We start from the raw sequence: 13403 nt of genomic DNA, 5'->3' as shown, positions 1-13403 counted from the left end.
TTTCTAAGAATCTAATTATTTAAAAATCTAAGAAGTCTAGAAATGAAACTTATTTGCATAGGTAGAAACTACACCGAACATATTAAAGAGTTGGAAAACGAAAAGCCAACGGACACAGTGGTCTTTTTAAAACCGGATACGTCAATTTTGCTAAAAAAGCAGCCTTTTTTTATTCCAGATTTTTCTGAAGATGTACACCACGAGGTCGAGGTTTTGGTGAAAATTAATAGGGTTGGAAAACACATCGATAGAAAATTTGCCCACAAATATTATGATGAAATTGGTTTGGGCATAGATTTTACAGCCCGCGATTTACAAGCTCAATTAAAGTCAAAAGGGCTTCCTTGGGAAAAAGCAAAATCTTTTGACGGTGCGGCCGTAATTGGTAAATGGATTGATAAAAAAAGCATTAGTGACATAAATAGTATTGAATTTTCGTTAAAAAAGAACGATAAAATTGTTCAAAATGGAAATACAAGCCACATGCTTTGGAAAATTGATGAATTAATAGAATATGTTTCAAAATATTTCACTTTAAAGATAGGAGATATTATATTTACAGGAACACCAGCAGGAGTAGGCAGAGTTATTGCTAACGATAAACTAAAAGGATATTTGGAAGACATTGAAATGTTTTCGATAACAGTTAAATAAATGGAATTAAACTACAAACTTCATAGGGTAAGAGAACTGGCAGACAACGACGAGGATTTTGTTAAATCCTTGGCCGAAGCTTTTTTGGAAGAGGTTCCCGTTGATGCCGAACGATTAAAAAAAGCAGTTGCAGAAAAGGATTATTTTAATGCTTACCAAGCCGCCCATAAAATGAAACCAACCGTCGATTTGTTTGAATTGGGGGTTTTGGATACTTTAATCGAGGTTCAGGACTGGGGTAAGTTTGAAAAACGCGATTTGGATGTTTCTGCTGAATTGGATATTGTTGTTTCTGCGGTAGAAAAGGCTGTTGCTGAAATAAAATCAGATTTTAACCTATAATGCCATGTTAGCCGAAATAATAACCATCGGCGACGAACTTCTCATAGGGCAAGTTATAGATACAAATTCTGCCTTCATTGCAAAACAACTCAACAAAATAGGGGTATCTATTTATCAAATTACATCGGTTCAAGATGATAAGGATCATATTCTACAGGCTTTGAGTGATGCTGAAGGTCGTGTGGATATTGTTATTCTTACAGGCGGATTGGGGCCAACCAAAGACGATGTCACTAAAAAAACTATAGCTGAATATTTTGGCGATATCCTCGTTAGGGATCAATCGGTTTTGGATAATATTGAATCCATTTGGAAACAACACGTTAGAACCCAGTTGCTTCAAGTTAATAGAGACCAGGCTTTGATACCATCAAAGGCTAAACCGCTGATGAATAGGTTAGGTACGGCGCCAGGTATGTGGATGGATAAAGGTGATAAGGTTTTTATTTCCCTTCCGGGGGTGCCTTATGAAATGATGGCTTTAGTTGAATTTGAAGTACTTCCAAAACTTAAAGATAAATACCATCGTCCATACATCCTTCACAGAACCCTTATGGTTTATGGCCTTGGTGAAAGTGCATTGGCGGAAAGAATTGAACCTTGGGAAGATGCGCTGCCCAAGCATATTAAATTGGCCTATTTACCAAATTTGGGTCAAATGCGTTTGCGTTTGTCAACCAAGGGATTTGATGAGGTTCAACTTAAAAATGAGGTTCAGGAACAGATTGATAAAGTTATTCCGTACATAAAAGACGAATTTGCCGGTTTTGAAGATGAAGAAGGCTCAGTGGAAATTGTTATTGCCAAACAGCTTACCAAACTGGGCAAAACTTTGGCCATTGCCGAAAGTTGTACAGGTGGTGCCGTAGCTGAAAGATTTACAATAAACCCAGGTGCTTCTGCCTTTTTTAAGGGTGGTGTAGTTACATATGCAACCCAATCAAAAATTAATGTTTTACACGTTTCAAAAACCTTGATTGACGCCCATTCGGTGGTAAGTGCTCCCGTTGTAGAATCTATGGCCGAAAATGCGCTTCAATTATTTCAATCAGATTATGCCATTGCAACTACAGGAAATGCTGGCCCAACAAAAGGTGATTCCAAAGCCGAAATAGGTACGGTTTTTATTGCTATTGCTACAAAAAACGGAGTTTATTCCAAAGAATTTAACTTCGGAAATCTTCGCCTAAAAGTTATAAACAAGGCAGTGAATAAAGCCTTGGAAATGCTCCTAAAAGAAATTTTTAAAAATTGATAAAATTTAGGTTGGCATAATATAAAGAATTTGTATATTTGCACCTCGATTTTAAGAAACAAAGAATTTAAAGTTATATATAATGTCAAGAGTTTGTGAACTTACAGGGAAGAAGGCTATGGTTGGAAACAACGTGTCTCATGCATTAAACAGAACTAAACGCAAATTTAACGCGAATTTAGTGAAGAAACGTTTTTACATTCCAGAAGAAGACAGCTGGATAACTTTAAAGGTTTCTACATCTGCTTTAAAAACAATCAACAAAATTGGTATTTCTGCAGCAATTAAAGAAGCAAAATCTAAAGGATTTTTAAAATAGTAGCTGCATTTAATAAGTTATAAGACATGGCAAAGAAAGGTAATAGAATACAGGTAATATTAGAGTGCACAGAGCACAAGGAGTCTGGTCAACCAGGAACTTCTAGATACGTTACTACAAAAAATAAAAAGAATACGCCAGGAAGAATGGAGATTAAAAAATTTAATCCTATCCTTAAACGTATGACAGTTCACAAAGAGATAAAATAGTAAGTCATGGCAAAGAAAGCAGTAGCATCATTACAAACAGGATCTAAAAGATTAACTAAAGCAATAAAAATGGTAAAGTCGCCAAAGACAGGGGCTTACATGTTTGTTGAGTCTATTATGAGTCCAGAACAAGTTGACGACTTTTTAAAGAAAAATTAAAAGGTATCGTTTCAAGATATTATAAGCTGCTTTCATTCAGAAAGCAGCTTTTTTTATTTTATATTTGAACGTTTTCTGCCATAAATGCAGTAAATCAATATTTGGTAAGAAAATTGAAAATAAAGTTTTGGTGGATTGCTTACTCAAATATGAAGTAATAGCTTCCAAGAATAAACAACAAATGGAACAATGAGTCTTTTTAAAAAAATATTTTCCTCAGAAAAAAAGGAAACCTTAGATAAAGGATTGGAAAAATCTAAAACCAGTTTTTTCGGGAAGCTTAGTAAGGCCGTGGCCGGAAAATCGAAAGTTGACGATGAGGTTTTAGATAACTTGGAAGAAGTGTTGGTAACGAGCGATGTTGGTGTAAATACTACCTTGAAGGTTATTGAGCGCATTGAAGAACGCGTTGCCAAAGATAAATATTTGGGAACGGACGAACTCAACCAAATACTTCGTGAAGAAATTGCCGCGTTGCTGAGTGAAACCAATTCTGGAGAAGAAAGCGATTTTACGATTCCAGATTTGCCAAAACTAGAAAGCGGAAATAAAACGCCTTATGTGCTTATGGTGGTTGGCGTAAACGGTGTTGGAAAAACCACAACCATAGGTAAATTGGCTTATCAATTTAAAAAGAAGGGCTTAAAAGTGATACTCGGTGCGGCCGATACCTTTAGAGCCGCTGCTATAGACCAACTTCAGGTTTGGGCGGATAGGGTAGATGTGCCCATGGTTCGCCAGAATATGGGTAGCGACCCAGCATCTGTGGCTTTTGATGCGCTTCAATCTGGGGTCAACCAAAATGCCGATGTCATTATCATAGATACTGCAGGACGATTGCATAATAAGGTAAACTTAATGAATGAATTGACCAAGGTAAAACGCGTGATGCAAAAGGTGGTTCTCGATGCTCCCCACGATGTCTTATTGATATTGGATGGATCCACAGGGCAAAATGCATTCGAGCAGGCAAAGCAATTCACTGCATCGACTGAGGTAACTTCTTTGGCTGTAACCAAATTGGATGGAACCGCTAAAGGTGGCGTGGTTATTGGCATTTCAGACCAATTCCAGATTCCTGTAAAATACATTGGTGTTGGTGAAGGCATTGAGGATTTACAAGTGTTTAATAAGTTTGAGTTTGTAGATTCGTTTTTTAAATAAGCCTTAAAACCTTTCAATTCAGCCTCACATTTTGGGATTTAAAATTCCAATATCATTGCGTACCTTTGCGCCCAGATTTATAAGAACATATATGCGCACAAAATCGATTAAGAAAAATAAGATTAATGTTGTTACGCTGGGCTGTAGTAAAAATGTTTACGACAGCGAAGTGTTGATGGGGCAATTGAAAGCCAGTGGAAAAGATGTAGTGCATGAGCAAGAGGGCAATATTGTGGTTATCAATACCTGTGGATTCATCAATAATGCCAAGGAGGAGAGCGTCAATACCATTTTGGAATATGTTCAAAAAAAGGAAGAAGGCGATGTAGATAAGGTTTTTGTAACAGGCTGTTTAAGTGAGCGCTACAAACCAGATTTGATGAAGGAAATCCCGAATGTGGATGAGTATTTTGGCACTACCGAATTGCCAGGTTTACTTAAAGCTCTTGGAGCTGATTATAAACATGAACTCATCGGCGAACGTTTAACCACCACACCAAAAAACTACGCTTATTTGAAGATTGCTGAAGGTTGCGACAGGCCATGTTCATTTTGTGCCATTCCTATAATGCGCGGAAAACATAGGAGTAAGCCCATTGAAGACATTGTTATTGAAGCTGAAAAACTGGCAGCCAATGGTGTAAAGGAACTTATTTTAATTGCGCAGGATTTAACCTATTACGGACTCGATTTATACAAAAAACGAAATTTAGCGGAATTGCTAGAAGCCTTGGTTAAAGTTGAAGGTGTAGAATGGATTCGTTTGCATTATGCCTTTCCAACGGGTTTTCCAACCGATGTGTTGGATGTTATGAACCGGGAGCCAAAAATCTGCAATTATTTAGATATTCCGTTGCAGCATATTTCAGATGATATTTTAAAAAGTATGCGTCGCGGTACAACAAAAGAAAAGACCACTAAGTTGATAGAGGAATTTAGGGCAAAAGTCCCTGAAATGACTATCCGTACTACACTGATTGTGGGTTATCCTGGGGAAACTGAAGCACATTTTCAAGAGTTGAAACAGTGGGTTAAAGATATGCGTTTTGAGCGTTTGGGTTGCTTTACATATAGTCACGAAGAAAATACCCATGCCTATAATTTGGAAGACGATGTGCCAGAAGAAGTAAAGATTGACCGTGCCAACCAAATAATGGAAATTCAATCGCAGATTTCATGGGAATTGAACCAGCAAAAAATCGGACAGGAATTCAAAGTAGTTATTGATAGAAAAGAAGGCAATTATTTTATTGGTCGCACCGAGTTTGATTCTCCAGATGTGGATAACGAAGTGCTTATAGACGCCACCAAAACCTATTTAAAAACAGGCGAGTTTACCACCGTTAAAATTATTGAAGCCGAAGACTTCGACCTTTATGGAGAAGTCGTGTCATCTTGAGCATTGGTTGAAAAGAAATGTATTTTCTTTGAAAACACCTTGCAAAGCAAGCCGAAAGATCGATTTGTATGCTGAAGTAGTGAGCTAGTTTACTATTTTTGAATGTATGCAACCCCATGAGTTTTCACAGTTTTTAAATCAAATTAGTTCGGAGGCATTGTTTGTATTGGATACAAGCATTCCGAAAGAAAAATATGTGCCTTTAGATTTGTCTGAATCTAACGGTGATTTAAAGAAGGTTGATGTTTCATCTTCTGAAAAGTTGGGAACTTACATTTCGGAACACATCAAAAACCACAATGCTTTAGTGGCTTATGGAGGGTATTTGGAAGTCAGAACCATTTACCAACGGAGTATACATTTTAATAAGCAAAATACAGAAGCCCGTAATATTCATTTGGGTATTGATTTGTGGAGCGAAGCAGGTTCTGCTGTTTTTGCACCTTTGGATGGCGAAGTACACAGTTTTAAAAACAATGCTAATTATGGCGATTATGGGCCAACCATCATCTTAAAACACCAAATTGAAGATGAGGCATTTTATACCCTTTACGGACATTTAAGTTTAGAATCTATGGCTAAATTGAAAATAGGTCAAACTTTTAAACAAGGCGATTGTTTGGGCACATTGGGAGATGCCAAAGTTAATGGCGACTACCCACCACACTTACATTTGCAGATTATAAAAGATATCCAAGGTTTTATGGGTGATTACCCAGGCGTTTGCAGCCAAACCGATTTAGAATTTTATAAAGCCAATTGCCCGAATCCTAATTTACTGTTGAAGTTGTAGTTTTTTGGAAAAGTCAGTTTAACAGTTCGAATATGATGCGTGCAGCACTTTGTTCAATAATTTTCTTTGTTGATTTTCAATTTTACTATTTCTTTTCTTTCTATTGCTAACCGCGGCATGCACTATGTTTTTTGTTGTGCTTTCGTTATTTATTCTTCGCTATTTTTGAGTCAATTATATCCAATAGTTTTTCAGACAGGGCTTTCATTTTCTTGTACTCACCAATAACTAGGTTATTGTTAAATTTAGACAGTACAAAACCATTTTTAAATGTTTGGTTTTTCAATAGTAATTCGATTTTTTCTCTAGAAAGTTCTGTTCTATCTCCTTGAGTTCCATTCGACACTTGATGTGTATAATTTGAAATATCTGATTCAAGGTCTGCTGTGCTGAAGTAAATTGGGAACATGTAATTTTCGAAATCTTTGTACATATGACTTTCTATGAATTCTATTTCCTTGTAAACTAGCTGTATATTAAGCAAAATATCCTTTATGGAGTCATTAGAAATAATGGCAAAATTTCCTGAGTTTATTAATTCTTGATAAGTGTTATCATTCTTCTTAAAAGGAGACCAAATCTGAACATTTAAGTTATGGAAATTAAATTCATCGAGAGTAGGCTCATTTTCATTATTGAACATTTGAATGATAGTTTTCGCAGAATTAATTGATGTCTTTCTCAGATTAGTATAATTTTCAAGTTCAATTATGGTAAGTTCCATATCAGATTTAATACCCGAAAGATATTTTAGTTCCTGATTTTTGAGTTTTCTTGCTTCATTCCAATTATTAATACTTAATGCAATTAAAATTCCAACGACAACGAGTACTATTTCACCAATTGCATATTTCAAATACTTTCCAGTTTTTCCTTCTGAAATTAAATTTTGTCTAATTTTTCTAAAGAATTTTATCATTGGTTAACGGTTTGTCATAATAAAGCACAACTTTAAGGTTAATTATTTATATCGATAATTAACCGAATGTAATAGAAATTTTTTATTAAGCCAAGTTATAAATCAAAAGTGACTCTGCAATACCGATTTTATAGCAGAAAACAAAATAAGCTTTAATTCCTCAGGAAAAATATTTTTGATTGCATATTTTTGGTTTACTTCCAATTCTATACCCAAATAATTATTTTGGAATTGTTTACGTAAATGGGTTGTAAACCCATCGGCTTTTCCTAAATATGGATAATTATAACGAATCTTTAAATTTGGGTCTTTGCTCAAAATATCTTCTTTGAAAAACTTGCAAAATGCTTTTTCGCCATTTCGACGTGAATCAAATAACAACCCAATATCGCAGTTACGTTCAATACCGTTAAGATTGGGCGTGAACGAATGCACTGAAACATGTAAAACGGTTTCACTCTGATTAATCCAACCACGGATTGTGTTTTCTACAGCAACTCTATACGGTAAATAATAGGTGTTTATAAGTTGCTCTTTTTCGGCTTTTAAAAGGGATTTGGTGAATTCTGAAAATAATTTGGGATGGTGTAACGATCGGTTCAATTCAATAAGTAGTCGGCTGGTTTCAGAATGTAAAGTATAACCGGCCAAAGGGTTTAAGTGATGAAACAAATCAAGCGCACCCAAGTCATAACCTCGATGAGAGTTTAAAAGGGCTTCCTGTTTTTCAAAATATACTTTAAAACCTTCGGGAATAACATTTCCTCCGTGTTCACAGGTTAAAACGAGTTTCACGGAGTGAACATTTTATTTTTTTGAAGGCATTGTGCCAATTCAAAATAGACCTTTTTAATGTTGGACTCTGAAAAGTTACCAGCCAGCGCATCTAATATTCTGGTTGATAAAGTGCCACGGTTTAAAATGGTTTCTATGGCTTGATGGTACATGTCTTCAATATCTGGTTTAACCAAACTATAAAGGTGTTTCCAAATGTTTTGAGAGTTGCATGCTTTGTTAATTCCGAAGAGCTTCAAATACGCTAAATTTGAAATAATGGCATCTTCACCGTATTTGATGCATGAATTCAAAATATCGAAAAGAGGCACTACTTCAAATATTTTTTGACGTTCCAAAGTTGATAATTTCTCAGAGACCAAAAGTTTTAAAACTTCAATAATGAGTACGCAAATAGCAATATCTGCCATGGGGCATTCCTGTATATCCACTAACCTTATTTCAATGGCACTTCTATCAAAACGGGCTATGGCACCACGGGAATTCAAGAAATAATGGTCTAAAATATGTTCGGTATCATGAGGTTTTATGGCCTTATTGATTGGGTTGAAAATAATATTTTCATAGTCTTTTTTGGAAAAGATATTTTCTGGAATAACGTGTCCAGTCATTTCCGGAATTTCCTTTTGGTTGGTTTTGTAATATTCCAATCGAGTATCTTTAAACCCTGTATTTTGTCCTTCTAAAATTGGCGAACTAGCACATAATGCTGGAATTAAGGGTAAAACAATTCGAATGGCAGCATGTAATTTTTCAAATTCAGCATCATCATAAAACGGAAGGTTGATGTGGGTGCTCTGTACGTTGCTCCAGCCATGCCCTTTACAATTAAAAATACGATTGTATAAAGCATAAACCTCACTATAGCTATGCTGCCAAAGCGTGGTTTCGGTTAATGGATTCATAAAAGGATGGGCCGCTGTTGGCAAGAGCATACAGTTTTCGGAACCCAATAAGGTGTTGATTTCCATTATATTTTTATGGAACTCCTCAGAAAGTGCATTTAGGTTTTTTGTAGGCCCATTGGTCTTTAATTCTACCACATGGGCAACCAATTCATTGCTCCACGCAATAGTGCCATTATCAACATCCGAGGTTAATTCACCGTTTTTCAAAGTAAGCAGTTGATCTACAACAGGCATAATCTTTAAATTGGAACGGCCAACCAACATATATTCCAATTCAATACCAAAAACCTCAAATAAATGATATTTCTTGCCCATGTTAGTCCAGTCTAGATTTTAACGCCATCAATATTTCAGAATAAACCAAATCGCCATAAAAAGCATCTTCAACACCAAAATCGATATTGGGATTATCGTTTATTTCAATTACCATCGGTTTTCCGTCCACAACTTTTATATCAATGCCAAAGAGCCCTTTGCCCATTAGTTTGGCTGATTTAACAGCCATTTTTATCACCTTTTTTGGTACTTCTTCAATAGGTAAACAGTCGGCGTCACCATCCTGATCGTGTTTATTTTTGGCTTTCCAATTATATATTTGCCAATGACCTTTGGCCATGTAATATTTACAGGCATAAAAGGGTTTACCATCTATAATGCCAATACGCCAATCGTAATCAGAAGGGCAAAACTCTTGGGCAATAATTAAATCAGATTCTTTGAGCATACTGCTTGCTAGTGAGCTGAATTCTTCGGCAGTTTTGGCCTTTTTTACACCAAATGAAAAGGTAGAATCCGGAGCTTTAAGCACGCATGGTAGACCTGTATGTTTCAAAACCTCGCTAAGGTTGTCTTTATGCACAATGATGGTCTTTGGGGTGTCTATATTGGCATTTTCCAAGGCTTCGGCCATATAAACCTTATTACAGCATTTTAGTATGGCATCGGCATAATCAACCACCGCAATACCTTCTTGCTGTGCTTTACGGGCAAAGGCGTAGGCTTCGTTGTTTACTTCGGTGCTTTGCCTAATAAACAGTGCATCAAATGACGATAAGCGAGTTAAATCTTTGGGTTCAATAATTTCGGCGTAAATATTCATCTTTTCGGCAACCTCAATAAACTTTTTTAAAGCCTTTGGGTTGCTTGGCGGAGCAGGATCGTTTGGGTTTACCAAAATAGCCAAATCAAAATCGCTGGTTATTAATTTTGGCTTATCGTACCTTTTTTTGGAAAAGTACTGATTGGCAAATAGATGCACACTTTCCAAATGTTCGTTTGGAATTTCGCTTTCTGAAATTACCTTAACGCTTTGTATGTTCCATTTCGTGGTGTAATTAAATTTCACCCTAAAAAATGGCACTTGGAAATGTCTATAAAACAAGTTGCTAAGCTCTTTATACTTTTGGGCCACATTTTGTCCGAAGTAAATGCTCAAAGTAAACTCGCGGGATTTTATGTTTTTTAAACTTTGCTGAATGATGTCGTCAAATTCATCCGAAACAATTCTCACCAGTTTTAAGTTTTTTAGATCAACAATGTTTTTTACTGTTGGAATAGGCAAATGCCCACGTGCCTCGGCCAAAAGCGATACGTAATAGCCTTTGGATTGGTAGTTGTAGTCTTTACATAGATTGAAAATCCGAGCTTTTTTCAGCAATGAAAATTTGGGGTTCGTTAAGTAATCCTGAGAAGAAATAACGGTAATATGCTCAATCGAAAAATTCCACTTTTCAGGTTGATTGACAACAATATATTTTTGCATTAACGTAGCATTCAGCAATATAAATTTTAAACAAAATTAGTGTTTTTTTGAATTGAAAATATTTTTTTGAAGATGTTTAATTTTCTTTAAAATAATTTGAACATCGCTCTTTTTCAGTGATTTATGATTTTTTGGAATCTAAAATTCTAGAAAAAATTCACCTTGGTAACCTTTGTTACGCACTCACCCGATTTACTGATATAATTTTGCGCCAAATAAATAAAACAATACATGCGAAATATATATTACTTAATTACTTTATCGTTTTTGTTTTGGTCATTTGGTCTTGAGGCACAAAATGTAGTTGCCATAACCAAAACTGAGGCTTTAATTAAAGTATCAGAACATAACGTGTCCTTAAAGATTTCTGCGGAAGAATTCAAACAGGCCAGAGCAGATTACCGTCAAACCAATGCGGTTTTCTTGCCAAATATTACAGCCAGCCATACCGGAATGGCCACTACAAATCCATTAATGGCATTTGGCTCAAAAGTGAACCAGGAAATTTTAACAGCAAACGATTTCAATCCAGCATTGTTAAACGACCCATCCCAGATTGAGAATTTTGAAACCAAGCTGGAAATTCAGCAACCATTGCTCAATTTTGATGGTTTTTATCAGCGCAAGGCGGCAAAATCAAAAATGGATGCCATGTCGTTACAAACGCAACGTACATCTGAGTATCTGGAATTTGAAGTAGATAAAGCTTATATGCAATTGCAATTGGCCTACAAAGGTGTTGCCGTTTTAGAGAAAGCTTTGGAAGCTGCCAACGCCAATAAAAAACTGGCAGACAACAGTTTTAATCAAGGTTATTTGCAACGCGCCGATGTATTAAACGTGGAGGTTCGAGTAACCGAAGTACAAAACCAGTTGCAAATGGCCAAAAGTAATGTGCTGAATGCCTCTAATTATCTGTCTTTTTTAATGAATGATGAAACCGATGCCGTTTACAAACCAACCGATAGTTTGAGTGTATCGTCTCCAACTATTGAAATGGCCATGATTTCAGAGAATCGCTCGGATATTAAAGCTATGGCTATGGCAACCGATGCCTATAAAGCCATGAGCCAATCTGATAAAATGGCGTTTTTGCCTCGATTGAATGCCTTTGGAAATTACTTCTTATATGACGATGAAATTTTCCAGGGCAATAGCAATGGCTACATGTTCGGGGCGCAGTTGTCTTGGGATATTTTCCAAGGTTCAAAACGTTTTGGAAAAGCCCAAAAGAGTAGAGCGGAATTTGAAAAATCTAAATTGGAATATGAGCAATATGTTTCAAAAAGCAATTTAGAATTCAACAAAGCCAAACGTACGTTTACCGATGCTGAAAACAAGTTAAACTTAAACACTTTGGCCTTGGCACAATCTGAAGAATCATTGCGAATTAGAACGAACCGATTTAGAGAGGGGTTGGAAAAAACATCTGATTTATTAATGGCAGAAACACAATATGCCCAAAAACAATTGGAATACTACCAAACCATATTTGAATACAACTATGCGTTGGCCTATTTACAATTTTTAACCAAATAACAAACTAGAAACTGTGCTTGATTTTAAGGTTGAGCACAATTGACACCTAAATTATAAACAGATTTAAAATGAAAATAATAAATACAGTAGCAGCACTAACACTAACCGTAATGATAGCAAGCTGCGGAAAGGAAGATAAAAAAGTTGTTGCAGATAATGCTCCGGCAATACAGGTAACAGTTGCCCAAGTTAAGGCCAACGAAAGTAACGCATTTTTAAGTGCAAGCGGAAAAGTGCAAGCCACAAATAGTGCTGATTTAAGCACCAGAATGATGGGTTTTGTAAATAAAGTACATGTTAATGTTGGTGATAAAGTAAACAAAGGACAATTGCTTATCACCATTAACAATACAGATTTACAGGCTAAAAAAGCACAGGTTAATGCAAGTATTACTGAGGCAACCGCCGCTTTTAATAATGCTGAAAAGGATTATAACCGTTTTAAAAGTCTATTTGCCAATAACAGTGCTTCACAAAAGGAAATGGACGATATGACAGCGCATTTTGAAATGGCAAAAGCCCGTTTAAGTGCAGCCAAAGAAATGGAGAATGAAGTAAACGCACAGTTCGCCTATTCTAACCTTAGAGCGCCATTTGATGGTGTGGTTACCTTAAAGACAGTGAAAGAAGGTGATATGGCAAACCCCGGTCAGCCTTTAATTTCTGTGGAATCTCCAGGAACTTTTGAAGTTATTACCATGGTGCCTGAAACGGAAATTTCCAAAATTAAGAAAGGCACTGTAGTAGATGTTTTAGTAAAATCTATTGATGGAACACTTAAAGGAAAAGTAACCGAGGTCAGTGCTTCGGCAAAACATACAGGTGGGCAATATTTGGTTAAAATAGATTTGGACAAAACCGACGCGAACATTCTTTCGGGAATGTTTGCAACGGTGCAGTTTCCAGTTGAAAAACAAACTAAAGCTCAAATTGTTTTAGTGCCGCTAGATGCTATTGTAACTAACGGCCAACTAACCGGAATTTATACGGTTAGCCAAAGTAATACGGCTATTTTACGTTGGGTACGTTTAGGAAGAACTTTTGGAAATCAAGTTGAGGTGTTATCTGGTTTAAGTGCAGATGAAGGTTACATTATTTCGGCTGAAGGAAGGTTGTTCAATGGCGCTAAGGTGAGCGTGCAGTAAGCTATATCAACTATTATTAAGATTATTGAATTTAGTATAAA

15 protein-coding genes are annotated in these 13403 nt (G+C 36.1%); 11 read left to right on the top strand and 4 right to left on the bottom strand.

What is annotated here, in order from left to right; all coding sequences use genetic code 11:
- Positions 1 to 42: 42 nt before the first annotated feature.
- The 9 genes from WJN01_RS11535 (at position 43) to WJN01_RS11495 (ending at position 6294) form a co-directional block, all read left to right on the top strand.
- Positions 43 to 654: a fumarylacetoacetate hydrolase family protein gene (locus WJN01_RS11535; RefSeq protein ID WP_445197315.1), complete on the top strand. Its 612-nt coding sequence runs from the start codon at positions 43 to 45 to the stop codon at positions 652 to 654.
- The gene (locus WJN01_RS11530) at positions 655 to 996 is read left to right on the top strand and encodes an Hpt domain-containing protein (RefSeq protein WP_445197314.1); all 342 of its coding nucleotides are present in this window, start codon (positions 655 to 657) and stop codon (positions 994 to 996) included.
- Positions 997 to 1000: 4 nt separating this feature from the next.
- Positions 1001 to 2251: a competence/damage-inducible protein A gene (locus tag WJN01_RS11525; RefSeq protein ID WP_445197313.1), complete on the top strand. Its 1251-nt coding sequence runs from the start codon at positions 1001 to 1003 to the stop codon at positions 2249 to 2251.
- An 82-nt stretch (positions 2252 to 2333) separates the two neighbouring features.
- Positions 2334 to 2570, top strand: coding sequence for a 50S ribosomal protein L28 (gene rpmB / locus WJN01_RS11520; protein WP_027136933.1), 237 nt, complete (start codon positions 2334 to 2336; stop codon positions 2568 to 2570).
- Positions 2571 to 2596: 26 nt separating this feature from the next.
- On the top strand, positions 2597 to 2779 hold the full coding sequence (rpmG, locus tag WJN01_RS11515) for a 50S ribosomal protein L33 (protein ID WP_445197312.1): 183 nt from the start codon (positions 2597 to 2599) through the stop codon (positions 2777 to 2779).
- A gap of 6 nt (positions 2780 to 2785) precedes the next feature.
- Positions 2786 to 2938, top strand: a complete 153-nt coding sequence (locus WJN01_RS11510) for a DUF4295 domain-containing protein (protein ID WP_445197311.1) — start codon at positions 2786 to 2788, stop codon at positions 2936 to 2938.
- Positions 2939 to 3127: 189 nt separating this feature from the next.
- Positions 3128 to 4102, top strand: coding sequence for a signal recognition particle-docking protein FtsY (gene ftsY, locus WJN01_RS11505; protein ID WP_445197310.1), 975 nt, complete (start codon positions 3128 to 3130; stop codon positions 4100 to 4102).
- Between the two features lie 91 nt (positions 4103 to 4193).
- Positions 4194 to 5501, top strand: coding sequence for a 30S ribosomal protein S12 methylthiotransferase RimO (gene rimO / locus WJN01_RS11500; RefSeq protein WP_445197309.1), 1308 nt, complete (start codon positions 4194 to 4196; stop codon positions 5499 to 5501).
- Positions 5502 to 5607: 106 nt separating this feature from the next.
- The gene (locus WJN01_RS11495) at positions 5608 to 6294 is read left to right on the top strand and encodes a peptidoglycan DD-metalloendopeptidase family protein (protein WP_445197308.1); all 687 of its coding nucleotides are present in this window, start codon (positions 5608 to 5610) and stop codon (positions 6292 to 6294) included.
- Between the two features lie 145 nt (positions 6295 to 6439).
- Here WJN01_RS11495 and WJN01_RS11490 read toward each other — a convergent pair whose 3' ends face one another.
- The 4 genes from WJN01_RS11490 to WJN01_RS11475 all read right to left on the bottom strand — a co-directional run bounded on the left by WJN01_RS11490 (position 6440) and on the right by WJN01_RS11475 (position 10678).
- Positions 6440 to 7213 carry a DUF6090 family protein gene (locus WJN01_RS11490; RefSeq protein ID WP_445197307.1) on the bottom strand — a complete coding sequence of 258 codons (774 nt, stop codon included), beginning with the start codon at positions 7211 to 7213 and terminating at the stop codon, positions 6440 to 6442.
- 102 nt (positions 7214 to 7315) lie between these two features.
- A complete protein-coding gene (locus WJN01_RS11485; protein WP_445197306.1) occupies positions 7316 to 8008 on the bottom strand; it encodes an N-formylglutamate amidohydrolase in 693 nt (230 codons plus the stop codon).
- Complete coding sequence (locus WJN01_RS11480; protein ID WP_445197305.1) at positions 8005 to 9231, bottom strand: carboxylate-amine ligase; 1227 nt, start codon at positions 9229 to 9231, stop codon at positions 8005 to 8007. The genes WJN01_RS11485 and WJN01_RS11480 overlap by 4 nt, the downstream gene beginning before the upstream one ends.
- 1 nt (position 9232) lies before the next feature.
- Positions 9233 to 10678 carry a RimK family ATP-grasp domain-containing protein gene (locus WJN01_RS11475; RefSeq protein WP_445197304.1) on the bottom strand — a complete coding sequence of 482 codons (1446 nt, stop codon included), beginning with the start codon at positions 10676 to 10678 and terminating at the stop codon, positions 9233 to 9235.
- A 231-nt stretch (positions 10679 to 10909) separates the two neighbouring features.
- Here WJN01_RS11475 and WJN01_RS11470 point away from each other — a divergent pair, with 231 nt between their 5' ends.
- Both WJN01_RS11470 and WJN01_RS11465 read left to right on the top strand, forming a co-directional pair.
- The gene (locus tag WJN01_RS11470) at positions 10910 to 12217 is read left to right on the top strand and encodes a TolC family protein (RefSeq protein ID WP_445197303.1); all 1308 of its coding nucleotides are present in this window, start codon (positions 10910 to 10912) and stop codon (positions 12215 to 12217) included.
- Positions 12218 to 12285: 68 nt separating this feature from the next.
- Positions 12286 to 13362: an efflux RND transporter periplasmic adaptor subunit gene (locus WJN01_RS11465; RefSeq protein ID WP_445197302.1), complete on the top strand. Its 1077-nt coding sequence runs from the start codon at positions 12286 to 12288 to the stop codon at positions 13360 to 13362.
- Positions 13363 to 13403 lie beyond the last annotated feature (41 nt).

This window comes from Tamlana sedimenti, from assembly GCF_038148895.1.
Classification (GTDB): domain Bacteria; phylum Bacteroidota; class Bacteroidia; order Flavobacteriales; family Flavobacteriaceae; genus Tamlana.
The sequence above is the reverse complement of the archived record's forward strand: the minus strand, read 5'-3'. Positions and strand labels throughout refer to the sequence as shown.